This window comes from Paenibacillus sp. CAU 1782 (assembly GCF_054551715.1).
Map to the genome: position 1 here is coordinate 39516 of NZ_JBTOLL010000011.1, position 25995 is coordinate 65510.

The following is a 25995-nucleotide window of genomic DNA, read 5'->3' on the forward strand; positions in this document are numbered from 1 at the left end:
TAATTATCAATATAATTTTAATGCAAGAAAAGAAGCCTTTCAACAAAGGTTATTCACCTTGGCTGAAAAGCTTCATTTGTGCTTTCGGAAATTAGAGCTGCTTGTTTGTAATCAGCTCCGGCATTTTTTGCAGCAGCCATTCGCGCGTTGAGGCATCGCTGCTGGAGTGGCGAATATCAAGGGTGTATACTTTGCCTGCTTTTACAGCGGGCAGATTGAGCCAGATATTGCTCTTCATCATGGCTTCCGTTGATTTCACCGCATCATCCATTGTTGAAACAGGGTTCAGGACAAAAATCAAATCTCCGGCAAGCGCAGGCAACACTTCCATGGACAGCTCCTCAAAGCCTTTGTCCTCATCAATCATTTTTTGAATGTGAGGCGTCGGGGCCAGGTCAAGATCATCAATCAACACTTGCGACAAACCTGCGCGCGCCATCGCGAACAGTCGGTCGCCGGGATAATAAGTCAGGACGGAGATCGTTTCATCGCCTGTAACGCCGACTTTTTTCAACTCTTCCTTAATGCTCGCCGTCAATGTATCATAGCTGGCGAGCCAAGCTTCCGCCTCGCTGCTTCTGCCTAAAATATCGCCCAAGAGCAGCATTCTTTCTTTTATTGGAGCGAAAGTATCGAAGACGAGCGTAGGCGCTATTTTGGAGAGCTGTTCGTATTCGTTGGCATCCATGCTGGCCGTGATAATCAGGTCCGGCTGCAGCTCCAGCAACGTTTCCAGACTAATAGGAAAACCGACGTCAACAACATCTTTAAATTCGTCTTCATAAATATGCTCATCCACAAAGCTGAACGTTGTTCCGATTGGTTTGATGCCCAGCTTCAGCATGTCGCCCACTGTTTCTCCCCAAAATACAACGCGTTCGGCCTTAACCGGAATTTCGGCTGTATTTCCTTGGCTATCCGTCATGCTCCTCGTAGTGGAAGCAGGCTCCGTCGATTCCGCGGGCGCCGCGCTTTCTTGCGAGGCTGTTGCTTGAGGCGATGCCGATGCATTGCCGCCAGTTGTGCTTCCCGCGTTTCCGCATGCGGCTGCCAATACGGTTGTCAACAGCAGAATAGCGGCCAAGCCCCATATGCGTTTTACTGATTTCATGTGAAAATACCCCTCCGTCAATCATTTCTTTTTATGATAATGATTTTCATTATCTAGAAAAACATGATAGGACATAAAGAACCTTTGGGCAATGGACAAAAAATGGGGCAGTATTTATTTTTGTCCATTAGTTGTTTTTAGATAATAAATTTGTTATCGTGTTGACAGAAGAGGTGATTGCGAATGGACAAATCGGCATTATTTTACCGGATGGTAGCATTTGTTGCAGCGGTTCATCGCATCGAGGTTGAACTGGGCAAAGACATTAACCTGGACGGCATTACGCCGGTTCAATACGACATTTTGGAATATATCGCCGTTGAGCAGCCGGTTACGCTAAGCGGAATTAGCGATTGCATGGGCATGTCGATGCCTAATGCGAGCAGGGAGCTGAAAAAGCTTGCCGAAATGGGCTTGTGCCGCAAATATACGGATGAAGTGGATCGGCGCAAGCAGCACATTACTTTATCTTCGGCGGGAGAAGAAAGAATGAAGACGATTTTTGCCCAGATGGAAACTCGGCTGGTGGATAGATTGGGCGACATTTCTTCATCGGAGATGCAAGATATCGTCAAAGCGATGGATACGCTTCAAAACCTTGTATTTGATGATCGGAGCAAATCCGGTTCATGAATAGATGAATGAAGACGGTTGGTCCGGAGCACCCTGATTTCAAGGTGTCCGGGCTTTTTGGCGTTCCGGAAAGCTCCGCCCATGAAGCCCCTGAAGGCGTCTTGAAATTCGGAGGGAGCGGGAGTTATAATTATTAAATAGCTGAACTATTTATAACTAAAGTTTTAAGCGGGAGGATGAATGACATGATCAAATTGTTTCGCTTGCTCAAACCCTACCGCGCTGCCATTGGCTTGGTGATGGTGCTGATTCTGCTGCAATCGCTGGCAGAGCTGTATCTTCCAACCCTGATGGCCGACATTGTCAACAAAGGAGTTATAGAGGGCAACAAGGCCTATATTTGGCGGATGGGCGGATTTATGCTTGGCGTGACGATTGTTGGAACGCTGGTTTCCGTACTTGCCAGTTTGTATGCCTCCCGTATTTCCTCCAGCTTTGGCCGATTGGTGCGAAGCAAGGTATTCTCCCATGTAGAAGGGTTTTCGCTGCAGGAATTTGACAAGATCGGCACGGCATCGCTAATTACGAGAACAACGAATGACATTAATCAGGTGCAGCAAGTGCTGATGATGATGCTCCGGATGATGGTAATGGCTCCAATGATGTGTATCGGGGGCATCATTATGGCGCTCTACAAGGATGCCAGGCTAACGCTTGTGCTTCTGGTGGCGCTGCCGGTGCTTGCGCTCGCCATCTGGCTGATTACAGCCAAAGGCATGCCTTATTTCAAGGCAATCCAGAAAAAGCTGGACCGGATCAACCTTGTGCTCCGCGAGAATTTAACCGGTATCCGGGTTATCCGCTCGTTCAATCGGACTGAGCACGAAAGAGAACGTTTTGTCAGCGCAAACGGCGATTTGATGGAAACCGCCATTAAAGTGAATCGCATTATTGCGGTCATGATGCCGCTTATGATGCTGATTATGAACTTGTCCACCATTGCCATCGTTTGGTTCGGCGGCATTCGGATCGGCAGCGGCGCTATGGGCGTTGGCGATTTGATGGCGTTTATCCAATATGCGATGCAGATTATGTTTTCGCTCCTGATGTTCTCCATGATGTTTGTTATGGTACCGCGCGCCTCCGCATCCGCGCAGCGTATTAATGAGGTAATCGATATGGAGCCATCCGTTGTTGATCCATCGGAAACGCAAAAAAGGGGCGGGGGCGTCAAGCAAGGAACGGTGGAATTCAGAAACGTATCCTTCAATTATCCCGGCGCTGAGCGTCCTGCTCTTAGCGATATTTCGTTCACGGCCAAACCTGGCGAAGTGACGGCGATTATCGGCGGGACCGGTTCCGGTAAGTCGACCTTGCTTGGTTTGATTCCGCGTTTTTTTGACGTCGCTGGAGGTACGGTGTCCATAGATGGCGTGGATGTGAGGAAATGGGGCCAGGAGCCTCTGCGAAGCGGCATATCCTTGGTGCCTCAGAAAGCCGTGTTGTTTACGGGCACGGTATCGGAAAATATCCGGTACGGCAAGGAAGACGCTACGGACGACGAAATCATTGCGGCAGCCAAAACGGCGCAGGCGCTTGATTTTGTATCCGAAATGCCGGAGAAGTTTGATACGATGATTGCGCAAGGCGGGGTCAATGTATCCGGCGGCCAGAAGCAGCGTTTGTCCATTGCGCGGGCTCTTGTGCGCCGGCCTAAAGTGTTTCTGTTCGACGACAGCTTCTCCGCGCTGGACTACAAGACGGATGCGAAGCTAAGGGCCGCATTGAAGGAAGAAACCTCCGATGCCACGGTCATTATCGTGGCGCAGCGCGTCAGCACGGTCATGGATGCGGATCAGATCATTGTTCTGGACGAAGGCAGCATCGCCGGCATCGGCACCCATCGGGAGCTGATGGAGCATTCCTCCGTTTATCGTGAAATTGTTGCATCCCAGCTGTCAGAGGAGGAGATTGCATGAGCGGCGCAGGAAACGGACATGAAAACAAGGGGCCGGAAAACAAAAGTCATTCCGGCGCGCCGCGCCCAGGCGGCTTTGGGCCGGGACCGGGTCCCGGAATGATGGCAATGCCGGGACAAAAGGCCAAAAATTTTAAAGGGTCGTTAAAGCGTCTTTCGGGTTATCTCAAGCCGTTTACTTTAACGCTGATTCTGGTTTTGGCTGCGGCGATTCTGAGCACGTTGTTTTCCATTGTGAGTCCTAAAATATTGGGCAGAGCCACCGATTTGCTGTTTGACGGCATGTTGGCCAAAATAAACGGTGTCCCAGGAGCGTCTATCGACTTTGAAGGCATAGCCTTTATTTTGGCGCTGCTTGCCGGGCTGTATGTCATCAGCGCTCTGTTTGGCTTTACCCAGCAATATTTAATGTCGGGCGTTGCCCAGAAGGTTGTATACCGGCTTCGGAATGACGTAAACGACAAGTTGGGCAGACTTCCGCTGAAGTTTTTTGATTCCCGCTCGCATGGCGATATCCTGAGCCGGGTGGTCAATGATGTGGACAACATCAGCAATACGCTGCAGCAAAGCTTGACGCAGCTGATTACCTCTATTGTTACCCTGATCGGGGTTATTGTCATGATGCTGACGATTAGTCCTTTGCTGACGCTTATTTTGGTGCTTACGCTGCCGCTCAGCTTTATCGTCATCGGATTAATTGCCAAGAGATCGCAGCTGTACTTCAAAAGCCAGCAAGCCGAGCTTGGCGAGCTTAACGGCCACGTCGAAGAAATGTACACGGGACATACGATCGTCAAGGCTTTTGGCCACGAGCGCAAATCGATCCAGCAGTTTGACGAAATCAACGACAGGTTGTACAAATCCAGCTGGAAGGCGCAATTTATTTCCGGCATTATGATGCCTTTGATGAATCTGATCGGCAATATCGGTTATGTGCTGATTTGTGTGGTCGGCGGCATATTGGTGACGCAAAGAGCGATTACCGTCGGCGACATTCAGGCATTTATTCAATACGCTAGACAATTTACGATGCCTATTACCCAAACGGCCAATATCGCCAATATCATTCAATCCACAATCGCTTCCGCGGAGCGGGTGTTCGAATTGCTGGACGAGGAAGAGGAAGGCGCGGAGCCGGCGAAGCCGATTGTTCTGAAGCAAGCTCGCGGCGATGTAGCGTTCCACAATGTCGAGTTTCATTACAAACCGGATGTTCCGCTTATCGAACGGATGAATATCGAGGTGAAAAGCGGTCAAACCGTTGCGATTGTAGGACCTACGGGCGCCGGCAAAACAACGCTGGTGAATCTGCTCATGAGATTCTACGAGGTGACCGACGGCTCCATTACGATCGACGGGCAGCCCATTCAGGGGATGCAGCGCGGTCATTTGCGGAACCATTTCGGCATGGTGCTGCAGGATACTTGGTTATTTAACGGTACGATACGCGACAATATCGGGTACGGAAGGCCGGGCGCTACGGGAACGGAAATCGTCGAAGCCGCAGTGGCTGCGCATGCGGATCATTTTATTCGCACCTTGCCTGAGGGCTATAATACTGTGCTGAATGAAGAAGCATCGAATATTTCGCAGGGACAAAAACAGCTGCTGACCATTGCCAGGGCGATTCTGGCGGACCCGGCGATTCTAATTCTGGACGAAGCGACGAGCAGCGTCGACACTCGGACCGAGGTGCAGATCCAGCAGGCGATGAACCATCTGATGTCGGGCCGAACCAGCTTTGTTATCGCTCACCGGCTGTCGACCATCCGCGACGCGGATCTCATTCTGGTCATGAACAAAGGTTCAGTGATCGAGCAGGGAAGCCACGACGAGCTGTTGGCGCAAGGAGGCTTCTACGCCGATCTGTATAACAGCCAGTTTGCTTCAAAAGCCAATGCAGCGGTATAAGAAGGCAGCGCGTACTGGAAGCTCAGTGGCTAGTAAAAGATAGGATTATTTTTGAGATATGATCCAAATAGGCTGGGCAGAGGACTCATGAAAGGAGTTCCTGGCTCAGCCTTTTCTTTTAGGCGGTGCCAATGAGAGCGGCTGTGCCAGGCAAATAAAAAGCGTTGGACCAAGGGATATTGGACTTCATCCCACGACCCAACGCTATTTTTGCAGCTAAAGCGCATTACGAGATTTGCAGCTTCGAGTCAGCATTTGCCGCAGATTGATTCTGCTCCCTTTCAAGGGAAAAGGAGCTTTGGCGTCCTGTCTCGATGATTTCTCTTGCTCTCTCAACTTCCTTGTCGCTTGGCGTAAGCACGCCTTCCAACGGATAGTCGAGGCCAAGTTCCTCCCATTTGTAAACACCCATTCGGTGGTAGGGGAGAAGCTCGACTTTTTCTACGCCATCCAGTGAACCTACGAAGGCTCCCAATGCATGCAAATCTTCGTAGCTGTCCGTCACGCCTGGAATAAGCACGTGGCGAATCCAGATGGACTTGCCTTTATCGGACAAGTGGCGGGCAAACCGCAAAATCCGTTCATTGGATTGCGAAGTCAATGCGGTGTGACGCTCATTGTTCAGCTGCTTCAAATCAAGCAATACAAGGTCGGTTGCTTCCAGCAGACCCGATGCATCAGCATGAGAAGGCTCGCAGAAGCCGGAGCTGTCCAGCGTTGTGTGAAGACCAAACCGTTTCTTCACCTCGCGGAACAAAGCGGCAACAAAGGGAGCTTGAAGGGTAGGCTCCCCACCGGTTACGGTGAGGCCGCCGCCCGACATTTTGAAATAGTTGACGTAAGGCTCGATTTCGGCAATGACGCTTTCGACCGTCATGACTTTGCCTGTGGAAGTATCCCAGGTATCCGGGTTGTGGCAAAATTGGCAGCGAAGCGCGCAGCCTTGAAGGAACAGGACAAACCGTATGCCGGGTCCGTCAACCGTGCCAAATGTTTCAAGGGAGTGGACACGCCCCTTGGCCTCCGAATCTTGATGTCCTCTTTGATGTACGCCCATAGCGCGTCCCTCCCCTTATTTTTGGAAATGCCTCGAATAGCTGTTTTATTACATGGAGCCGTGGAATGTCCGGTTCATAACCTCAAGCTGTTGCTCGCGAGTCAACTTGATGAAGTTAACCGCATAACCCGAAACCCGTACCGTAAGCTGCGGGTATTGCTCCGGATGATCCATAGCGTCTTGCAGCGTAGCGCGGTCAAACACGTTTACGTTCAGATGATGCGCATTTTGCGACATATAGCCGTCCAGCAGCGAAGTCAAGTTGCGCACGCGTGTTTCTTCTTCACGGCCCAGCGCCTTTCCGACAATGGAGAAGGTGTTGGAGATGCCGTCAAGCGAATGATCGTAAGGCAGCTTCGCAACGCTGGCGAGGGAAGCAAGAGCACCTTTGCGGTCGCGTCCGTGCATTGGGTTGGCGCCTGGCGCAAATGGCTCGCCGGCTTTCCGTCCATCCGGAGTGGAGCCGGTTTTTTTGCCGTACACCACGTTGGATGTAATCGTCAGAACGGATTGCGTGTGAATCGCATCGCGGTAGGTCGGATGTTTTTTGAGCTTCGACATAAAGGTTTCCACTAATTCCACCGCCAGATCATCGACACGGGAATCGTTGTTGCCGTATTGCGGGTATTCGCCTTCGATTTCGAAATCGACAGCAATACCTTCTTCGTTGCGGATCGGACGAACCTTGGCGTATTTGATGGCGCTCAAGGAATCGGCTACTACAGACAAGCCGGCGATGCCGCAAGCCATTGTGCGAATTATTTCACGATCATGCAGAGCAAATTCAATGCGTTCGTAGCAATACTTGTCATGCATGTAGTGGATGACGTTTAGTGTATTGACATACAGCTCTGCCAGCCAATCCATAGTTGCATCATAACGCTCGCGGACGGTGTCGTAATCCAGAACTTCGTCTGTAATCGGCGCGGTAACAGGAGCTACTTGAAGACCGATTTTTTCATCTTTGCCGCCGTTGATTGCGTACAACAGAGCTTTGGCAAGGTTGGCGCGAGCTCCGAAGAATTGCATTTGCTTGCCGACGCGCATTGCGGATACGCAGCATGCGATGGCGTAATCGTCGCCGTATACCGGACGCATGATGTCGTCGTTTTCGTATTGAATGGAGCTGGTTTCAATGGACACTTTTGCACAGAAATCCTTGAAGCCTTGCGGCAATTGAGTGGACCACAGCACGGTCAGGTTTGGCTCTGGAGCCGGTCCAAGGTTGTAAAGAGTATGCAGAATACGGAATGAGCTTTTTGTCACAAGCGGTCGGCCGTCTTCGGCGATGCCGCCAATGGACTCCGTTACCCAGGTAGGGTCGCCGCTGAACAGATCGTTATAGTCAGGTGTACGCAGGAATTTGACGATACGCAGCTTCATGACGAAGTGGTCGTAAATTTCCTGAGCTTGCTCCTCTGTCAGAGTACCTTCCTTCAGATCGCGCTCGAAGTAGATATCCAGGAAAGTGGATGTGCGGCCAAGGCTCATTGCTGCGCCGTTTTGTTCCTTGATCGCGCCAAGATAACCGAAGTACAGCCATTGAACGGCTTCTTTTGCATTTTGAGCAGGAGCGGAAATGTCGAACCCATAAGATGCCGCCATCGTTTTCAGCTCTTGCAGAGCGCGGATTTGCTCGTTGTGCTCTTCGCGTTCGCGGATAACCGCTTCGGACATCGGCGATTTTTCAGTCAGTTTCAGGTCCATCTTTTTCTCTTTGATCAAGCGGTCGATACCGTACAGCGCAACGCGGCGGTAGTCGCCGATGATGCGGCCGCGGCCGTATGCGTCCGGAAGGCCGGTAATAATGCCGGCTTTGCGCGCGTTCCGCATGTCGGCTGTGTAAGCATCGAATACGCCTTGGTTATGCGTTTTGCGGATATCGGTAAACAAACGGACGATTTCTTCAGGCAATTCGAAGCCGTAGGCGACACAGGCATCCTGCACCATACGGATACCGCCGTAAGGCTGAATCGAACGTTTGAACGGAGCATCGGTCTGAACGCCGACGATTTGCTCCAGCTTCTCGTCCAGGTAGCCAGGTCCATGGGAAACGATGGAGGATGGATTCATATCCACGTCCAAAACGCCCCCGCGTTCACGTTCCTTGCGCGTCAGATCGCTAACGACTTCCCACAGTTTGGTTGTGGCTTCAGTTGGCCCGGCCAGGAAGCTGGCGTCTCCCAAGAAGGGAGAAACGTTGGCGATAATGAAGTCGCGAACGTTTACCTTGTCTCCCCATGCTCCCGGGGTGAAACCTCTCCATGCATCATTCGACGGCACCTGTTGTTGCAAAGATTTTTCTGTTGTTGCCATATGAAATCCTCCTATCCATTATTTAAGGTTTATGACTGGAAGTTTCCGTAGAAGGCCCTGCGGTACAAATCGGCAAGCTCGGTTACGAGCGGCAGCCTTGGATTTGCGGTTGTGCATTGATCCTCGAAAGCGCGATCCGCCAAGTAGTCGGCACGGCTTTCAAAAGCATCAACATCAACTCCGGCAACCTGGAAGCTTTCAGGAATGCCAAGACAGCGGTTCAGCTTGCGAATAGCATCCACCAAGCTGCTTACGCCTTCCTGGATTGTGCGGGCCGGAAGGCCCAGAATACGGGCGATTTCCGCATAACGTTCGTCGGCCTTGAAGTAATCGTATTTCGGGAACGATTGAAACTTGGTCGGCCGCTGCGCATTGTAAGCAATGACGTGCGGCAGCAATATAGCGTTTGTGCGACCATGCGCGGTATGGAATTCGGCGCCGAACTTATGGGCAAGACTATGGTTGATGCCCAGAAACGCGTTTGCGAATGCCATGCCTGCGATTGTTGATGCATTGTGCATTTTTTCTCTTGCAACGGGATCAGCAGACTGGAACGACTTCTCCAGGTTCTCGAATACGAGCTGGATTGCCTTGATAGCGAGGCCGTCCGTAAAATCATTAGCTTGGATCGATACGTATGCTTCGATCGCGTGCGTCAACACATCCATGCCGGTATCCGCAACCACGGTTTGCGGCAGGGAGTAGACGTATTCGGGATCAATGATCGCAACGTCCGGAGTAAGCTCGTAATCAGCCAGCGGATACTTGGTGTTGCCGTTGTTTTTGTCGGTAATGACTGCAAACGACGTGACCTCCGAACCTGTGCCGGAAGTTGTCGGGATTGCGACGAACTTCGCTTTTTGCCCCAGGCGCGGGTATTTGTAGATGCGTTTCCGGATATCCAGAAACTTTTGTTTTACTCCGTCGAAGTCGGTGTCCGGATATTCGTAGAACAGCCACATCGCTTTGGCGGCGTCCATCGCCGATCCTCCGCCGAGCGCAATGATGCAATCCGGCTGGAAGCGGTTCATGACGGTCGTACCGCGGTTGACGGTATCTACGGAAGGATCCGGCTCCACATCGGCGAACACTTCGATTTGAACGGGCAGCTTTCTTTTGCGCAGATAATATTCGACCTTTTCGACGTAACCCAGTTTCACCATCATTTCGTCCGTAATAATCAGAACTCTGGAGATGTCCGTCATCTTGGACAGGTATTGCGTTGCGCCTTTTTCAAAATAAACCTTAGGCGGAATCTTAAACCATTGCATATTGACGGTCCTTTCGGCAACCCGCTTGATATTGAGCAAATTGACGGCCGATACGTTGTTGGTCGTGGAGTTGGAGCCGTACGATCCGCAGCCCAGCGTCAGGGATGGCAAATTGGTATTGTAAATATCACCGATGGCGCCGTGCGTCGAAGGCGAGTTGACGATAACGCGTCCGGTTTGCAGCCGTGTTGCAAATTGCTGAATCGTGTCCTGATCCTTGGAATGGATAACCGACGAGTGGCCCATTCCTCCGAAAGAAACGATTTCCGCGGCCCGCTCGATGCCTTGCTCCGCGTTTTTCACTTTGTAGCAGGCAAGCACGGGACTTAATTTTTCGGCTGACAGCGGGTATTTTTCTCCCACGCCGTCCAGCTCGGCAACAAGCATCCGGGTGTCAGGAGCAACCTTGATGCCGGCCAATTCAGCAATCTTTACGGCGGATTGGCCAACGATTACGGCGTTAACGGCACATTTTTCGGGATTGATAACCAACTTGGATACAGCTTCGATCTCATCTTTGCTCAGGAAGTGGCAGCCTAGCACGCTCATCATCTTTTTGACCGAATCATAGATCACTTCCTCCAAAATAACCGCTTGCTCCGACGCGCAAATCATGCCGTTGTCGAAGGTCTTGGACAAAATAAGATCGGTAACGGCTTGCTTCAGATTCGCGGTTCTGTCAATAAAGCATGGCACGTTGCCGGGTCCGACGCCCAGTGCGGGCTTTCCTGTGCTGTAAGCAGCCTTGACCATAGCGGAGCCGCCTGTTGCCAGGACGAGCGCAACATCAGGGTGATTCATCAGCAGTCCGGTCGCTTCCGTGGAAGGCTGGTCGATCCATTGAATGCAATGCGCCGGCGCTCCGGCCTGAACAGCAGCTTCCAGTAGTACCCGCGCGGCTTCGGTGCTGGAGTTCTGCGCCGAAGGGTGGAATCCGAAAATAATCGGGTTGCGCGTTTTGATGGCGATCAGCGCTTTGAACATCGTAGTGGATGTCGGATTGGTAACGGGTGTTACTCCGGCAATGACGCCAACCGGCTCGGCAATCATCTTGTAGTTCTCATAAGCGTTGTGTTCGATGACACCAACGGTTTTGTTGTATTTGATACTGTGGTAGATATATTCCGTAGCGAAGATGTTTTTTGTAATTTTATCCTCATAAACACCGCGTCCGGTTTCCTCTACGGCCAGCTTTGCCAAATACATATGTTTGTCCAAGCCGGCGAGCGCCATCTTCTGTACGATGACATCAACTTGCTCTTGCGTCAGTGACATAAATTGCTCTTGCGCTTTTTTAGCCCTTGCTACCAGAGTGTCGACCATGCCTTTTGCGCTCTGCTGTTTCTGGACCGCGGTTTCTTTGACAGCCATTCTAGATTCCACTCCTTCGTGCGTAATTAGGATTTGTAATCTATCGTAAGCCTTTTGCGATCCATCCACTGTGTAAAAAGTCACTGGCCTAAAATAAACATCTCTGCTTGTACGCGTCATATTCGATATCGGCCATGCCGCCAGGCATGTTTCGTAATGGAGAGCGGACTTTTTGAACTACCTATTTTATATCCGGCAAATTTCTTTAGGGCATGCCGGACAATCAGGACAGCCGGCCATAACTCTGAGCGCTTCCAGATCCAGAATCTTCAGCATTCCGCCGGGTACAGCCTCTACGATGCCGTCGGTTCTCATGCTGCTCAGCATCCGGTTTACGCTCTCGCGGGTCGTGCCGACCAGATCGGCCATTTCGCTGTTGGTAAGCTTGATGTCGAGCAGGATGCCATCCGGCTTCATTACGCCGAAGCTGTTGCTCAGCCGAACCAGGATCGAAGCCAAAGCGCCGTTTTTGCCTCCCAGCAGCAAATCGCGAAGCTTCGATTCCGTCTTGCGCTGCATAAGACTCATCCACATGGCGAATCGGTACGAGAAGTCTCCGCTTTTACTCATTAGAAGCTCGAGCTGCAGCCGCGATACGACGCCTACTTCAACCTCGTCCATAGCCTCTGCGCTGTAGCGGTGGCTGGTGTCCCAAGCGTCGATATCGGCCAGAAGATCGCCGGCTTGCATGATCGAAATCAGCAGGTCCTTGCCGTCTCCCGTCGACTTGCGTAGCTTGATGCGGCCCTTGCGAACCCAGTAGACCGATACCGCGTCATCGCCTTCCCAGAAGAGATGGCCGCCGCTCGCGATTTTTTTCACATGCATCACGCTGGCAAGCTGGTCGAGCTGTCCTTCCGTGAATAACGAACCATTTCCGTTCTGAACCAGCCTGTCGCCTCTGGTCTCATTGCTTTCCGTTTCCGTTGCAAAATATATGCTCATTGTAAGTCCCCCTCGTCGGCGCTTCCTTGATATCTTTATAATACCCGCATCGTGCGAAAGATCATATCAGGGTATCTCCTGAATCTGATAGGGGGAAAATCCTGAAAAAGCTGTGAGGGTGATCACAAAAAAATAATTCAGGGAATTCCCTGACATACAATGAACAAGAAAAGCTTTACAATAGGCTTACGATCAAGAAGCGGGTGGATAAAGCTTCCCTGCATAGGGAACCTACAATAATAATGTACGCTAAAGCGAGATTCTGGAGAAAGGCGAGGAGGGAGCAAAATGAATACAATGAACGCCGAACTTGCTTCCAGCTTGGAAAGGATTATGCAGGACACCCATAGTGACTTCGCCGGACTCGGCCTGATCGACAAGGCAGCGCGCAAGCTGCGCTGGCACAGCGCTTCGGGGAGCATAAGCGGACGCACCCTCCTTGTGGAGCAGAAGCTGGCTGCAGGGTTGTCGGGGATGGCGATCCGTTCCGGCCGGCCGGCGCGTTCCGGTCCGGTGACAACCGATGCGGATGTGTTCAAGCTGGGGGAAACGGTCATGCTCGGAGAAAGACTTCGTTCCGCGGCGACGCTTCCGCTTGAATGGAATGGCGGCATTCATGGCGTATTGCTGCTGGGCAGAAGGTCAGACAATGCATACAGCCCGGAACAGATCGACTCGGCCTGGCAAGCAGCCAAGCAAATATCGGGGGCGGAATCAACGGCTTAACAACGGGACGCATTAAGCAACCCGATACGGGGTCAAGGAAGCGGCGGAGCTTTCTTGGCCTTTTTTTATTTTGAACCGTTACAGCGGGCTTTGATTTTGAGTTATTTTTCACAAATATGAAAACGTAACGGAATTGAAGCTGAGAAAGGTGCCGTATTCTGGTATAATAAGCAAAAACGGTACATCCGGGGATGGCTGGGGAGTGAAAGTATGATCAAGTTGTTAATATGCGACGATCATGCGGTAGTGCGATCGGGGCTCCATATGCTGCTGCATGGCAAGCAGGGAATCGAGGTCGTTGGCGAAGCGTCGGAAGGCGACGAGGCTATCCGCATGGCGCAGGAGCTTGAGCCCGATGTGGTGCTGATGGACCTTAGCATGCCGCATGGGAAGGACGGGATGACGGCGACGACGGAGCTGAAGAAGCTAATGCCGAACGTTTCCGTTCTCATTCTGACCATGTTCGACGACGATGAATATTTGTTCCGCGCGATTCAGATCGGAGCATCCGGCTATATATTGAAAAACGCTCCGCATGAGGAGCTAATGTCCGCGATCCTGTCGGTGGCCAGCGGCAATGCCTACTTGTACCCAACGGCAACCAAACGCCTCATGAGCGAATACCTCGTTAAGGTAAAACAAGGCGGGGAAGCAGCGGGTCCGTATGAAGCGTTGTCCGACCGGGAGAAAGAAATTCTGGGCTGGATTGCAAAAGGGTACTCCAACAAGGAAATTGCCGACAGCCTGGTTATTAGCGTAAAAACGGTAGAATCCCATAAAAGCAACCTGATGGAGAAGCTGGGGCTGAAAACAAGGCCGGAGCTAATCAAATTCGCATTGAAAAAGGGGCTGCTGAATTTTGAATAACAACAGCATCAAACGTTATCGCGAAGTGATCGGCGAAGACGTCGATTATCTGCTCTCGACGCTGGCGGGGCATGTGGATGATGCGGACTTGCGTGTGCGAATGAACCAGTCGCTCAAGCAATTGGCCGACGTCAAGTTTGCGCTTGATGAGTCCTCGATCGTCGCTATAACGGATGCGCGGGGAACCATTCAGTATGTAAATGACAAGTTCTGCGAAATATCCAAATATGAACGGGAAGAGCTGCTTGGACAGGATCACCGGATTATCAATTCCGGTTATCATGGAAAAGGATTTTTCGGCGATCTGTGGCGGACGATATCTTCGGGCGAAGTCTGGAAGGGCGAAATCAAAAACCGCGCTAAGGACGGCAGCTACTACTGGGTCAGCACAACCATCGTTCCTTTTATTGACGATAGCGGCAAGCCGTATCAGCATCTGGCTATCCGCAACGAAATCACCCAGCGCAAGGCAGCGGAGCAGGAATTAAAGGAAATGATGGTCAGAGTAATGGAGATTCAGGAGGAGGAGCGCAAGCGCTTCTCGCGAGAGCTTCATGACGGCATTGGCCAAAGTCTCTTTTCGCTTCTGATCAAGCTGGACCGGCTAATTATGGAACGCGATGAAATCGCGGAGCTGAGGGAGCTGCGCGAGGATGTGTCCGGAATGATGGAGGATGTTCGCGGACTAGCCTGGGAGCTGCGGCCTGCGGTGCTGGATGATTTGGGAGTGGTGCCGGCAATCCGTACCTACGTCGACAACTATTCGCAGCATTTCGGTATCGGAATTGATTTGGAGTGCGGCCTCAAGAGCCGGCTTGGCGTCATGAAGGAGACGGCAATTTACCGAGTGATCCAAGAAGCGCTCACCAATGTCGCCAAATATGCGGATGTTATGGAAGCGGCCGTTACTTTGAAAGAAAGCGAGGAAGAGGTTGAGGTTCGGGTAACGGATCAAGGCCACGGCTTTAATCCGTCGTTGATCGTTCGAAGCGTTGGTTTGTTCAGCATGGAGGAGCGTGCCAACAGCGTAGGCGGAAGGCTGGAGGTCCACTCCAACCCGGGCCAAGGCACGGAAATCATTTTTTACGTCCCTAAAAACTAACCCTGGATAAGTTCAACTAATAACCGGCAGAAGCGGACCAGAGTGTGAAAGGTTCCGGAGAAAAGCATATGCTTGCGAAGCAACGTTACAACTGCGATCAGAGGAACTTTCACGCGGCGGTCTGAACTCCTGCCAACCCTATTTAGTTGAACTTATATGCCTCAGCCTGAATCCGACCATTATTGGTTGATTCAGGTTATTTTGCGTGAGCCAGATCACATATTTCATTGATTTAGGGAAATGAGTAATGAAAATCGGGGGATTCCCTGATGATTTTTACACTCTGCAGCGCGCTAAGATAAAGGTAGATAGACCAGAGATGGGATAGGAGGCGTACTGTTATGACAGCAACCAGGGAACGACTTGTACTGATTGGAAATGGCATGGCGGGCATCAACACGATCGAGCATATTTTGAAACTGGCCAAATCGCGTTTTGAGATTACTGTATTCGGCAGCGAACCTTATCCGAACTACAACCGGATTATGTTATCGTACGTGCTGGAGGGCAGCAAAACAATTGACGACATCATCCTGAACAATTGGTCGTGGTATGAAGAAAACGACATCAAGCTCCATACCGGCACGGCTGTTACCCGAATCGATACGAAGGAACGCATTGTTTATGCGGAAAACGGAATCAGCCAGGCTTATGACAAGCTTATTATCGCTACCGGCTCCAATCCGATCGTGTTGCCTGTACCCGGCAAAGAGAAGGAAGGCGTTATCGGCTTCCGCGATATCGGCGATTGCAGCGCAATGATTCACGCATCCAAGACTTACGGCAAGGCAGCTGTTATCGGAGGCGGATTGCTTGGGCTTGAAGCAGCCAAAGGTCTTGTCAATCTGGGGATGAAAGCAACCGTCATCCACCTGATGCCGGACTTGATGGAGCGCCAACTTGACCCAACCGCGTCGGCGATGCTGAAGGCGGAGCTGGAGCGTCAAGGCATTGAATTCAAGATGGAAGCGCAGACCGCAGAGCTGCTAGGCGGCGAACGGGTGCAAGGCGTGCGCTTCAAGGATGGATCGGAGCTGGAAGCGGACATCGTGGTTATGGCGGTCGGCATTCGTCCTAACACGACGCTGGCTGCTGAAGCGGGATTGCAAGTAAACCGCGGTATCGTCGTTGATGATTATATGCAAACATCGGAGCCTGGCGTTTATGCAGTAGGGGAATGTAACGAGCATCGCGGAATCCCTTACGGTTTGGTTGCGCCGTTGTTCGAGCAAGGCCAGATATTGGCCAAACATCTGGCAGGCGTCGAGACGCAGCCGTATGAAGGTTCGGTCTTATCCACCAAGCTGAAAATATCCGGCGTTGACGTTTTCTCCGCAGGCCGCTTTACCGACAGCCCCGAGCTCAAAGTATTGCGCAAGCAGGATGAATGGAAAAACGTCTACAAAAAGCTTTTGCTGGAAGACGGCAAGGTCGTTGGCGGCGTATTGTTCGGCGACGTAACGGATTCCGCCGTGGTACAGCAATGGATCAAAAACGGAGTGACATTGACCGAAGAGCTATATTCCGAGTTTATGGGCACGTCCGGCGGTTCGGCGCAATCCCCTCTTGACCGGGTGGCGGCTATGTCGAACGATGAAATCGTATGTGGCTGCAATGGCGTATCCAAAGGACGGATTCTGGACGTTATCAAGAGCGACGGTTTGACCACAGTGGATGAAATCAAAAGCTGTACCGGAGCGGGACGCTCTTGCGGTGGCTGTATCCCGACGGTAAGCAACTTGCTCCAACTTGCGCTGGGTGACAGCTATGCGGGGGCGGCACAAAAAACAGGCATTTGCGGATGCACGACGCTGAGCCGGGATGAGATCGTGGCGGCGATTCGTGAGAAACGTCTTACGACCACTCGTGAAATAATGCACGTACTTGAATGGAATCAAACAGAAGGCTGCTCCAAATGCCGGCCGGCGCTTAACTATTTCCTCAACATGGTTTGGCCGAACGAGCATGAGGACGAAAAGGATTCCCGTTTTGTCAACGAACGCCTGAACGCCAACATCCAGAAAGACGGCACTTACACCGTTATTCCTCGCATGTACGGCGGCGTTACGACTCCGCAGGAATTACAGCGCATCGCCGATGTTGCGGTCAAATACGACGTGCCAATGGTGAAAGTAACCGGCGGTCAACGGATCGATCTGGTTGGGGTCAAAAAAGAAGATTTGCCTGATGTATGGCAAGAGCTGGATATGCCTTCCGGTTATGGCTATGCCAAAGCACTGCGTACAGTGAAAACCTGTGTCGGCTCGCTTTATTGCCGTTTTGGTACCCAGGACTCCGTAGGCATGGGCATCCGGTTGGAAAAGATGTTCGAACGACTGGATATGCCGGCCAAGCTGAAAATGGCCGTTAACGGATGTCCGCGCAACTGCGCCGAATCCTGCACGAAGGACATTGGTTTTGTCGGCAATGACGGCGGCTGGGAAATTTATGTTGGCGGCAACGGCGGCATCAAACCCCGCATAGCAGAGCTGCTGTGCAAAGTGAAAACCGATGACGAATTGGTTGAAATCACTGCAGCCTACGTTCAGCTGTACCGTGAAACGGCGAACTATCTGGAGCGGACCTCCGACTGGATCGAACGGCTTGGCCTGGATTGGGTGAAAGCGAGCATTCTGGATGACCACGACAACCGGAATGGGTTGACAGCGAGAATTTACGAAGCGCTTGAAGGCGTCAAGGATCCATGGAAACGCGTGGTTGAAGATAAGGAAGAGCGCGAAAGCTACTACGGAAACACTACGTTGGCAACCAAATAAGAAGGGAGCGGAAAAATCATGGCACACACAGAGGTACAAGGCACCGCGTTGCGTTACGTCAGCGTCGGCAAGCTGGAACAATTCCCGGTACGGGTTGGGCGCGCGGTTAAGGTGGAGGATCAGGAAATCGCCATCTTCCGGACAACGGATAACGCGGTATATGCCCTGCATAACGTAAATCCCCACAGGAAGGGCGGTCCGCTCTCCGAAGGAATTGTATCCGGCCATAAACTGTACGATCCGCTTTACGATACCAAAATCGACCTGGCTACAGGAGCCGTGTATGCACCGGATACGGGGCAAGCGACAACCTATCCGGCTCTGGTCGAAAATGATGAAATTTTGGTGGGACTGCCCGCATAACGATAGGGAGGAAGCCGCATATGTTCAAGGAGACATTGGAGACGGTCGTCAAATCTGCATTAGCTCGAAAAGCATTGTTTGACTCCAGCAAGCTTCGATATATGATAGCCGCGGCACTGGCAGGCGCATATGTCGGCATCGGCATTATTTTGATCTTTACGATAGGAGGGACCTTGGCGGCAGCCAAATCCCCCTTCTCGGGAATGATCATGGGTTTGTCCTTCGGCATAGCGCTGACGCTGGTGATCTTTGCCGGCGCGGAGCTATTCACCGGAAATAATATGTTTTTTACAGTCAGCAGCTTGTCGAAAGCAACGAGATGGCGGGATGCAATAAATAACTGGGTGTGGTGCTTTGCCGGCAACTTGATTGGCGCCATGGCTCTATGCCTGATTATTTACAAGACGGAGCTATTCGGCAGCATACCGCCTGATCATCTGCTGTTTGCGACCGCCGCCAAAAAAATGAATCTGGATGTTGTCTCCTTGTTTTTCCGCGGTATCATGTGTAACTGGCTGGTATGTCTGGCGATATGGACATCCTTGCGCGCGAAGGAGGATACAGCCAAGCTGATCCTTATCTTCTGGATGCTGTTTGCGTTTATCGCCTCCGGCTACGAGCACAGCATCGCCAATATGACAGTTCTGGGCTTGGCGCTTTTGCTGCCGAACCATCCCGAAACCATTACAATCGCCGGCTGGTTCCATAATATGATTCCGGTAACGCTGGGCAACATGGTTGGCGGAGGTATTTTTGTAGGAGCGCTATATTGGTTTATTTCTCCGATAAAAAGCAAGTTTACGGTCCAGCAGCCGGCTCCCCAGCCGATCGTTGCGCCCGGAACGGTGGAATTAAATAAACAAAGCTGAGGAGTTTGTCACATTTTGTTCTCAAATGGCTCATATTTACGGCAAATCGTGAGATAGTTCACAGCAGGAGAGAGGCAGCGATGTTTATAATGTTGGCATAACATCGTTGCCTTGACTCGGTGTTTAAAGGAGGAAAAAATAATGTACGGAAAGAAGGCGTTGTTGACCGTTTCTCAGAACTCCGCCCGACCGACAGGATTTATGTACGCCGTAGAACGATTGCAGGAAGAGCGAGAAGGCTTGATGAACGAGATGAAGTCCATCTATATCGACGCTTTGGAAGTTGGACGGAATGCGGGCTGCGATAACGTGTTTCATCTGCTGGCCGACTTGAGAGGACGAACAGAAGCCTTTGTAAGCAGCCTTGATAAGTATCTGGAATGGGAAGATGAAGATTTATTCCCGCTGGTAGACGATTATTTTCACAAAAGACCGGGACCATCCATTACGCCATCCTACTGGGGGCTGGAGAAAGACCGCGAGATGGGCATGCTGTTCATTCAGTCTTTCCTGGACTTGAAGGTGAAAGAGCATAACGAGGAAAGTCATACAAAAATTAAACATGCGACTTCTCACATGGCGCAGGCTTGCCTGATTATGCAAGAGTATTTCCGACTGGAAGCAGAGCTGCTGTTTCCGCTGGCTGACGAAATCCTTACCGACATTGACTATTTCTACTCATAAGAGGAGTCCTTATATATCGCTCTGGAATAAACAGCCGGGCTACAACTAAATGATGCTTGTTCACAAAATAGCGCCGGGCTGCGTAAGCTTGGCTCTTTTTTTTGCCTTTTTTCAGCCTCCAATCTCTCTCCTTCAGCAAACACCTCATGTTACATCTGTCTATTTTGCACAGTCCGCCTACCGTTTTTTAGCGACAATATCTATTGTTGCTTATGTTTCCAGATGATAACATGTCAATAAAAGTGACATGAACAATGGTTGAGCAACGATTTATTGAACAATAAAAAGTAGCGGTTAACCAAAGTGTGATTGGTTCTGAAGAAGCGAAGTGTCGAGATCCATTGAAGGGACGGGAGGGATTTACTGTGCAGACTGCGGACGTTAACGATATCGTTGCCTTTCATCACGTAGGCAAAAAGTACAATACGGGTACGGTCGCTTTGAAGGATGTGCATTTTGGCATTACGGAGGGGGAGTTTGTCAGCTTTCTGGGTCCGTCCGGCTGCGGCAAATCCACTGCGCTGCGCATGGTTGCGGGACTTGAAGAACCAACAACAGGCGTTGTTGCGGTGGAAGGACAGGAGCCGAAAGCGTTGATCTCGGCAACGAGCGATGTTGCGTTTGTGTTCCAGGAAGCCAATTTGCTTCCCTGGAGAACCGTCATAGACAATGTGGTTCTTCCGCTGGAGCTGCGCGGGGGGAGCATGAAGGAGCATCGCAAGGAAGCGAGACGGGTGCTGGAGATGGTGGGGCTTCACGATTATGCCAACGCGTATCCCCGGCAGTTGTCGGGCGGCATGAAAATGCGCGTGTCCATTGCGCGGGCGCTGGCGGCAAAGCCCAAGCTGCTGCTGATGGATGAGCCGTTTGCGGCGCTGGACGAAATGACGCGGCAGGGACTGCAGCGTGAATTGCTGGACATCTGGCAGCGCGAAAAAATGACGGTGCTGTTTGTGACGCACAATGTGTTCGAGGCCGTTTATTTATCCTCCAAAATCGCGGTGATGTCAGCGCGGCCGGGGCGGTTGTCCGCCTTGATCGATGTGGCGCTGCCTTATCCCCGGACGCTTGCCATGCGGACGGAGAGGGCGTTCGCCAGCTATGTGGAGCAAGCTTCGCGCTATCTGGAACAAGGCTCAATAGGAAAGGAGCTGGAATAATGTCTCTTTCATCGGCGGAAACGATGAACGCGGCTTCGCCAGCGGCGGGAGCAGCGGGGAAAAAAGCCAGCAGAGCCAGGCAAATTTTTATGCGCCGGTATTTGGGGCCGATCGTTGCGTTTGTTGTGGTGGTAGCGTTGTGGCAGCTCATTCCTTCCTGGCTGGGCATGAAGCCTTTTATCCTGCCAAAGCCAACCGACGTAGCAAAAGCGGCAGTCGAAGATTGGCCGATTCTGTGGGAAGCCGTGCGCATTACCGTCATTGAATCAATCATTGGCTTTTTGCTCAGCGCGGTGATTGGCATCGCCATATCCGTGCTGCTGGCCAGCTCCGTCATTCTGGAAAGAAGCATTTATCCCTATGCCATCATTCTTCAGACAATCCCTGTAGTCGCGGTTGCGCCTCTGGTCGTAATCTGGTTTGGCGCAGGCTACAATTCTATCGTGGTTATCGCCTTTCTGATCGGATTTTTCCCGGTCATCTCCAATTCCTTAATGGGATTAAACTCCGTAGACAAACAAATGGATGAGCTATTCACCCTATACAATGCCTCCAAATGGCAAAAGATGTGGAAGCTTCGTCTCCCCGCAGCACTCCCCTACATGATGGCCGGCCTCAAAATCTCCTGCACCCTGTCGATCGTCGGCGCGATTGTTGGCGAATACGTAGCCGGAATCGGGGGCGGCAAAGGCGGCTTGGGTTACGCGATAACGATTGCGGCAGTCCAGATGAAAACGCCATTTCTGTTCGCGTGCGGCATTACCGCTGCTTTGCTGGGGATCAGCTTTTATCTGGTTGTAAGCCTGATCAGCAAACGGATGCTGGGTTACTGGCACGAGTCGGCAATGAAGTCGCAATAAATATGATAAAGGGAGAGAGAAGCTATGATGAAAAAGAGAAAAGGGTGGTTGTTGGGATTGCTGCTGGCGGCGGTTATGCTGGTGGCGGCATGCGGCGGAGGCGGGGGAAATGCTGAACCTGCGGCTTCGGAGACGGCGTCTCCTTCTCCAACAGATACGGCTGCCGGGGAAGCAACGGCTGAACCGTCACCTGAACCGTCGGCGCCTCTGGAAGTGAAGAAGGCCAAAATCGTATTGAACTGGTTTCCGAAAGCCCAGCATGGCGGCGTCTATGCTGCCCAAGGCGAAGGCATTTTCGAAAAACACGGATTTGAAATGTCCATCGAGCCCGGCGGTCCCCAGGTTTCAGCGGTGCAAATCGTAGCTTCAGGCAATGCCCAATACGGTCTGGCGCATGCCGACCAAATCGTAATCGCCAAAAATCAGGGGATCGACCTCGTCGTTGTAGCGGCAGCGCTGCAAGGAAGCCCTCAGGCCTTTATGTTCCAGGAAAATGTAGACGTAAAGGATTTTGAGGATTTGAACGGCAGGACGGTGTTTATTCAACCGGGCATTACGTACTGGGACTATCTGAAAAAGACGTATGATTTGAGCGGAGTTAAGGAAATGACCTATACCGGCCAACATGTCAATTTCCTGGCTGATCCGGAGTCTGTGACGCAAGCCTTTCTTACCTCCGAGCCTTTTTTCATGGAAAAAGAGGGAATTAAGACAAAAACGCTGCTTGTGTCGGAATCCGGATATAACCCTTATAACGTCGTGCTTTTTGTCACCAAAGATTATCTAGAGGGCAATCGAGAGGAAGTCGCCCGTTTTGTCACAGCCTTCCATGAAGGCTGGATGTCCTACAAGGACCATTCCGAGACGGTTAATGCCGCAATCCACGAGGCTAATCCCAATATCGATTTGGACGCCATACAATTTGAGGATGAAGCGCAGCGGGAGTTTGTTTACGGCGGCGATGCCGCGGAGCATGGGTTTGGCTATATGACGGAGGAGCGATGGTCAACTCTGATTGGTCAGCTTGTGGAGCTTGGTTTGCTGAAGGAGACATTTGACGCCAAGGATATCTTTACGACCGAGTTTTTACCAAAGCCCTGAATGAAAGGCATGCCAAACTGAAGGAGTACCAGAGGGGTCAACAACAGGCCTTCAGGATGTGATTAAACCATCGGACAGCCCCATTTCGATTGATTGGGTCAACCAGAGATTTCTGGTTGGCCTTTATTTTGCATGAAGGAAAGCCCGAGAGGAAATAATGGAAGGTATCATTACATTTTCCATGCGCAGAGGTGGTTCAAGATGGCAGACAGCTTCAGCTCTACATCGCAATCCGTCTCCTCGGATTCCACGATTGCGGCGGGCAATGCCGATGGGAAGGGAGAGGAGCAAACCTCCATCCCCCGAAATCTGGATGCTGTCATGCAGCAGATCCATCAGTTGTTCGACGGCAGCTCCGATATCGTGTATAAGCATTGGAACTACGGCCCCGGCTTACAGCTCCGCGCATGCTCGGTTTATTACAGCTCGCTAATCCAGGAAGATACCACAAATTATATGAAAACGTCGCTGCAGGACCTTGATACACACGAAATCGGCCCTGGAGCGGACGTGACGCTGGAGCAGCTTGTCCACTTTTTTGAAAAGGACGGCGTTTCCTCCAAAAAGGCAGAGGTTGTGGCGGATTTGAATACCGCGGTCAGCGAAATTTCCAACGGCCGTCTGCTAATCTTTATTGATGGATGGGACAAAGCTCTCAACTATTTGGCGGCATCGGTAGAAACCAGACAAGTAACCGAACCAGTTAACGAATCGGTTGTCCAGGGGCCTCGGGAGAGCACAGTTGAAAATCTGCAAAAAAACCTGGGTCTTCTCCGACTGCGCCTCAAAACGCCAAAGTTTAAAATCTGCATGTTGACCGGCGGAGGAGCAACCAATACAACCGTTGCTTATGCTTATCTGGATGGGGCGGTCGACGGCGAGCTGCTGCGGGAATTCAAAAAAAAGATGGAGCAGATTGGATCGGTTGAAATATTGGAAACCTCCTATATCGAGCAGTTGATTGAGGAGTCCACCTATTCGCCATTTCCGCAGCATCGTTATACGGAGCGGACAGACATGGCGGTAGCGGCGCTGCTGGATGGCAAAATAGCGGTGCTCGTTCAAGGGACGGGAAGCATTCTTCTCTGCCCCGGCCTGTTCGTGGAGTTTTTCCAGAGCAGCGAGGATTATTATCAGCGCACTGTACTGTCTACAATGCTCCGCTGGCTGCGGATGCTGGCTTTTATCATCGCGTTGATGCTCCCCAGCGTCTACATTGCGCTTTCCACGTTTCATCCGGAGCTGATTCCCACCGTGCTGCTGCTGGCTATCGCCAACGCTAGGGAAGGCATTCCGCTGCCAGCTTTTTTTGAAGCCTTGCTGATGGAATTTTTTTTCGAGCTGCTGAGGGAAGCGGGAGTTCGGCTGCCGCGCCCAATCGGGTCTGCGGTCAGTATTGTGGGAGCGCTGGTTATCGGGGATGCCGCGATCAGCGCGGGCATTGCCTCGCCCATTATGGTTATCGTGGTCGCATTGACGGGTATTGCCTCCTTCTCCATGCCGCAATACGGGATGGCGATAGCCCTGCGCATTCTTCGTTTTCCTCTCATGATCAGCGCGGCGTTAATGGGCGGTTTTGGCATGATGATCTGCCTGCTGCTCATTCTGCTGCATCTCTGCAAGCTAAGGACATTGGGACGCCCTTATCTAGCCTCGCTTGCACCGCTAAGAATAGCGGATTTACGGGATATTGCCTTCCGCCAATCCTTGAAGAAATTGCTGCGCAACCCGCGTAACGCCAAGCGGCATAAATCCATCATTTAGTGAACACCTTAGAGAGTTGACGGAGGTCGGAGATGCCATGGGGAAAAAACTGCCGGTAATCATCCTGTTATTGCTGCTACTGCCGGGCTGCTGGAGCAAATATGAGTTGACGGAGCGCGGTTTTGTCATGGGTGTCGCCATAGATCGCAACCAGAAGGGGCAGGTAGAGCTTCTGACGCAAATCTACCGTCCTTCATCTCCCCAAGCGGACAGGCCGGGCAATAATCCCGCCGAATCCAGCATCAATATCGCCACAGTCAACGATACGGTCATGGGAGCGATACGCGACATACCTATTCATCTGGGCCGCAAAGCGCAGTGGAGCCATCTTCGCGTCATTCTGGTGGGGGAGCAGTTCGCCAAACAAATGGATCTGATGAGCATGCTTGATTTTTTTCACAGGGATCATGAACCTCGCAGCAGCGTAACCCTGATGATCGCCAAAGGAAAAGCAAGCAAGCTGCTTGAGAAAAAGCCGCTGATCGAGCAAACAACCTCGCAGCAGCTTCTGCGCTCCGGGGAATCTTCCTTCCGCAACACGGGCAAAACGCTGGATACCACCCTGCTGGACGTGATTCGGCAGCTTAAAAGCCCCAATAGCAATGCCGCCTTGGCTTACGTTTATGAGGACAAGGTCAATCCGGCGCTGTGGTCGGCAGCGGGAGTTGCGCTGCTGCGGGATGGCAAGCTGGATAACGTTGTTCCCGCCGAAAAGGTGAAGGGGTTGCTGATCCTGCGAAATCAGTTTCACTTGGGCATTATGGAGGTGCCTTGCGCCGGAAAGGAAAAAGTGCACGAGACAAGCGAGGTTTTGTCTCTCGTGGTCAAAAAAAATCCTCATTTTGTAAAAGGCAGACTGGTTGTGGATGTAAAGATCAGGGGTGAAATCGCGGCAACGGAGCTCAAATGCTCCACGATTAAAGATGAGGCCGAGGAAAAGCGGTTTGTGGGCGAAGTAGAGCGGCAGATGGAGAAGGAGGCAAAGGAGGCATTGGGTTATATTCAACGGGAGAAGCTTGATGTGATCGGGATTGGCAATGAGATCTACAGCCGTAATCCAAAGGAATGGAGTAAATTGAAAGAGAATTGGGGCCAGCAATTTTCGGAAATTCCGTTTATGTTCGATATCAAGCTAAAGCTCATTACGGGAGGAAGTATTAGCGCCAAACCATTACCCTAGCCGGAAGCC

General features: G+C 51.5%; 20 protein-coding genes. 15 read left to right on the plus strand and 5 right to left on the minus strand.

Translation table 11 applies throughout. The annotated features are described in order from the left end of the window. Window positions 1–91: 91 nt before the first annotated feature. Window positions 92–1111 carry an ABC transporter substrate-binding protein gene (locus ACX93W_RS19300; RefSeq protein ID WP_459394010.1) on the minus strand — a complete coding sequence of 340 codons (1020 nt, stop codon included), beginning with the start codon at window positions 1109–1111 and terminating at the stop codon, window positions 92–94. Between the two features lie 183 nt (window positions 1112–1294). On the opposite strand from ACX93W_RS19300, the gene ACX93W_RS19305 reads away from it, so the two are divergent. The 3 genes from ACX93W_RS19305 to ACX93W_RS19315 all read left to right on the plus strand — a co-directional run bounded on the left by ACX93W_RS19305 (window position 1295) and on the right by ACX93W_RS19315 (window position 5573). Continuing rightward, on the plus strand, window positions 1295–1744 hold the full coding sequence (locus ACX93W_RS19305; RefSeq protein WP_459394011.1) for a MarR family winged helix-turn-helix transcriptional regulator: 450 nt from the start codon (window positions 1295–1297) through the stop codon (window positions 1742–1744). Between the two features lie 185 nt (window positions 1745–1929). Then, window positions 1930–3663 (plus strand): ABC transporter ATP-binding protein, encoded by a 1734-nt coding sequence (locus ACX93W_RS19310; protein WP_459394012.1) that lies wholly within the window; start codon window positions 1930–1932, stop codon window positions 3661–3663. Further along, window positions 3660–5573, plus strand: coding sequence for an ABC transporter ATP-binding protein (locus ACX93W_RS19315; protein WP_459394013.1), 1914 nt, complete (start codon window positions 3660–3662; stop codon window positions 5571–5573). Before ACX93W_RS19310 ends, ACX93W_RS19315 begins: the two co-directional genes overlap by 4 nt. 226 nt (window positions 5574–5799) lie before the next feature. Here the strand turns inward: ACX93W_RS19315 and pflA are convergent, their stop codons facing one another. From pflA to ACX93W_RS19335, 4 genes are all read right to left on the minus strand, one after another. After that, window positions 5800–6630: a pyruvate formate-lyase-activating protein gene (pflA, locus tag ACX93W_RS19320; protein ID WP_459394014.1), complete on the minus strand. Its 831-nt coding sequence runs from the start codon at window positions 6628–6630 to the stop codon at window positions 5800–5802. 48 nt (window positions 6631–6678) lie between these two features. Further along, on the minus strand, window positions 6679–8946 hold the full coding sequence (pflB, locus tag ACX93W_RS19325) for a formate C-acetyltransferase (RefSeq protein WP_459394015.1): 2268 nt from the start codon (window positions 8944–8946) through the stop codon (window positions 6679–6681). A 29-nt stretch (window positions 8947–8975) separates the two neighbouring features. Further along, window positions 8976–11588 carry a bifunctional acetaldehyde-CoA/alcohol dehydrogenase gene (adhE, locus tag ACX93W_RS19330; protein WP_459394016.1) on the minus strand — a complete coding sequence of 871 codons (2613 nt, stop codon included), beginning with the start codon at window positions 11586–11588 and terminating at the stop codon, window positions 8976–8978. Between the two features lie 186 nt (window positions 11589–11774). Beyond that, window positions 11775–12533, minus strand: coding sequence for a Crp/Fnr family transcriptional regulator (locus ACX93W_RS19335; protein ID WP_459394017.1), 759 nt, complete (start codon window positions 12531–12533; stop codon window positions 11775–11777). A gap of 288 nt (window positions 12534–12821) precedes the next feature. Between ACX93W_RS19335 and ACX93W_RS19340 the strand changes: the two genes are divergently transcribed. The 12 genes from ACX93W_RS19340 to ACX93W_RS19395 all read left to right on the plus strand — a co-directional run bounded on the left by ACX93W_RS19340 (window position 12822) and on the right by ACX93W_RS19395 (window position 25986). Beyond that, window positions 12822–13259, plus strand: a complete 438-nt coding sequence (locus ACX93W_RS19340) for a GAF domain-containing protein (RefSeq protein ID WP_459394018.1) — start codon at window positions 12822–12824, stop codon at window positions 13257–13259. 210 nt (window positions 13260–13469) lie between these two features. Beyond that, window positions 13470–14126 (plus strand): response regulator transcription factor, encoded by a 657-nt coding sequence (locus tag ACX93W_RS19345; protein WP_459394019.1) that lies wholly within the window; start codon window positions 13470–13472, stop codon window positions 14124–14126. Then, entirely contained in the window at window positions 14119–15228 is a 1110-nt protein-coding gene (locus ACX93W_RS19350) for a PAS domain-containing sensor histidine kinase (RefSeq protein WP_459394020.1), read from the plus strand. Before ACX93W_RS19345 ends, ACX93W_RS19350 begins: the two co-directional genes overlap by 8 nt. Window positions 15229–15569: 341 nt before the next feature. Next, a complete protein-coding gene (nirB, locus tag ACX93W_RS19355) occupies window positions 15570–18005 on the plus strand; it encodes a nitrite reductase large subunit NirB (protein WP_459394021.1) in 2436 nt (811 codons plus the stop codon). Between the two features lie 18 nt (window positions 18006–18023). Next, window positions 18024–18368 carry a nitrite reductase small subunit NirD gene (nirD, locus tag ACX93W_RS19360; protein ID WP_459394022.1) on the plus strand — a complete coding sequence of 115 codons (345 nt, stop codon included), beginning with the start codon at window positions 18024–18026 and terminating at the stop codon, window positions 18366–18368. Window positions 18369–18388: 20 nt separating this feature from the next. After that, entirely contained in the window at window positions 18389–19237 is an 849-nt protein-coding gene (locus ACX93W_RS19365; RefSeq protein WP_459394023.1) for a formate/nitrite transporter family protein, read from the plus strand. Window positions 19238–19378: 141 nt separating this feature from the next. Further along, a complete protein-coding gene (locus tag ACX93W_RS19370) occupies window positions 19379–19921 on the plus strand; it encodes a hypothetical protein (protein WP_459394024.1) in 543 nt (180 codons plus the stop codon). Window positions 19922–20286: 365 nt separating this feature from the next. Continuing rightward, a complete protein-coding gene (locus ACX93W_RS19375) occupies window positions 20287–21081 on the plus strand; it encodes an ABC transporter ATP-binding protein (protein WP_459394025.1) in 795 nt (264 codons plus the stop codon). Then, window positions 21081–21941 carry an ABC transporter permease gene (locus ACX93W_RS19380; RefSeq protein WP_459394026.1) on the plus strand — a complete coding sequence of 287 codons (861 nt, stop codon included), beginning with the start codon at window positions 21081–21083 and terminating at the stop codon, window positions 21939–21941. The genes ACX93W_RS19375 and ACX93W_RS19380 overlap by 1 nt, the downstream gene beginning before the upstream one ends. Window positions 21942–21965: 24 nt before the next feature. Further along, a complete protein-coding gene (locus ACX93W_RS19385) occupies window positions 21966–23042 on the plus strand; it encodes an ABC transporter substrate-binding protein (RefSeq protein ID WP_459394027.1) in 1077 nt (358 codons plus the stop codon). 201 nt (window positions 23043–23243) lie between these two features. Beyond that, on the plus strand, window positions 23244–24806 hold the full coding sequence (locus tag ACX93W_RS19390) for a spore germination protein (RefSeq protein ID WP_459394028.1): 1563 nt from the start codon (window positions 23244–23246) through the stop codon (window positions 24804–24806). 37 nt (window positions 24807–24843) lie between these two features. Beyond that, on the plus strand, window positions 24844–25986 hold the full coding sequence (locus tag ACX93W_RS19395) for a Ger(x)C family spore germination protein (RefSeq protein WP_459394029.1): 1143 nt from the start codon (window positions 24844–24846) through the stop codon (window positions 25984–25986). The last annotated feature ends 9 nt before the right edge of the window (window positions 25987–25995 follow it).

What these genes read in the sequence shown, in the direction of transcription:
- ACX93W_RS19300 (WP_459394010.1), bottom strand. Translation starts at nt 1,111, where the DNA reads ATGAAATCAGTAAAACGCATATGGGGCTTGGCCGCTATTCTGCTGTTG.
- ACX93W_RS19305 (WP_459394011.1), top strand. Translation starts at nt 1,295, where the DNA reads ATGGACAAATCGGCATTATTTTACCGGATGGTAGCATTTGTTGCAGCG.
- ACX93W_RS19310 (WP_459394012.1), top strand. Translation starts at nt 1,930, where the DNA reads ATGATCAAATTGTTTCGCTTGCTCAAACCCTACCGCGCTGCCATTGGC.
- ACX93W_RS19315 (WP_459394013.1), top strand. Translation starts at nt 3,660, where the DNA reads ATGAGCGGCGCAGGAAACGGACATGAAAACAAGGGGCCGGAAAACAAA.
- pflA (WP_459394014.1), bottom strand. Translation starts at nt 6,630, where the DNA reads ATGGGCGTACATCAAAGAGGACATCAAGATTCGGAGGCCAAGGGGCGT.
- pflB (WP_459394015.1), bottom strand. Translation starts at nt 8,946, where the DNA reads ATGGCAACAACAGAAAAATCTTTGCAACAACAGGTGCCGTCGAATGAT.
- adhE (WP_459394016.1), bottom strand. Translation starts at nt 11,588, where the DNA reads ATGGCTGTCAAAGAAACCGCGGTCCAGAAACAGCAGAGCGCAAAAGGC.
- ACX93W_RS19335 (WP_459394017.1), bottom strand. Translation starts at nt 12,533, where the DNA reads ATGAGCATATATTTTGCAACGGAAACGGAAAGCAATGAGACCAGAGGC.
- ACX93W_RS19340 (WP_459394018.1), top strand. Translation starts at nt 12,822, where the DNA reads ATGAATACAATGAACGCCGAACTTGCTTCCAGCTTGGAAAGGATTATG.
- ACX93W_RS19345 (WP_459394019.1), top strand. Translation starts at nt 13,470, where the DNA reads ATGATCAAGTTGTTAATATGCGACGATCATGCGGTAGTGCGATCGGGG.
- nirB (WP_459394021.1), top strand. Translation starts at nt 15,570, where the DNA reads ATGACAGCAACCAGGGAACGACTTGTACTGATTGGAAATGGCATGGCG.
- nirD (WP_459394022.1), top strand. Translation starts at nt 18,024, where the DNA reads ATGGCACACACAGAGGTACAAGGCACCGCGTTGCGTTACGTCAGCGTC.
- ACX93W_RS19365 (WP_459394023.1), top strand. Translation starts at nt 18,389, where the DNA reads ATGTTCAAGGAGACATTGGAGACGGTCGTCAAATCTGCATTAGCTCGA.
- ACX93W_RS19370 (WP_459394024.1), top strand. Translation starts at nt 19,379, where the DNA reads ATGTACGGAAAGAAGGCGTTGTTGACCGTTTCTCAGAACTCCGCCCGA.
- ACX93W_RS19380 (WP_459394026.1), top strand. Translation starts at nt 21,081, where the DNA reads ATGTCTCTTTCATCGGCGGAAACGATGAACGCGGCTTCGCCAGCGGCG.
- ACX93W_RS19385 (WP_459394027.1), top strand. Translation starts at nt 21,966, where the DNA reads ATGATGAAAAAGAGAAAAGGGTGGTTGTTGGGATTGCTGCTGGCGGCG.
- ACX93W_RS19390 (WP_459394028.1), top strand. Translation starts at nt 23,244, where the DNA reads ATGGCAGACAGCTTCAGCTCTACATCGCAATCCGTCTCCTCGGATTCC.
- ACX93W_RS19395 (WP_459394029.1), top strand. Translation starts at nt 24,844, where the DNA reads ATGGGGAAAAAACTGCCGGTAATCATCCTGTTATTGCTGCTACTGCCG.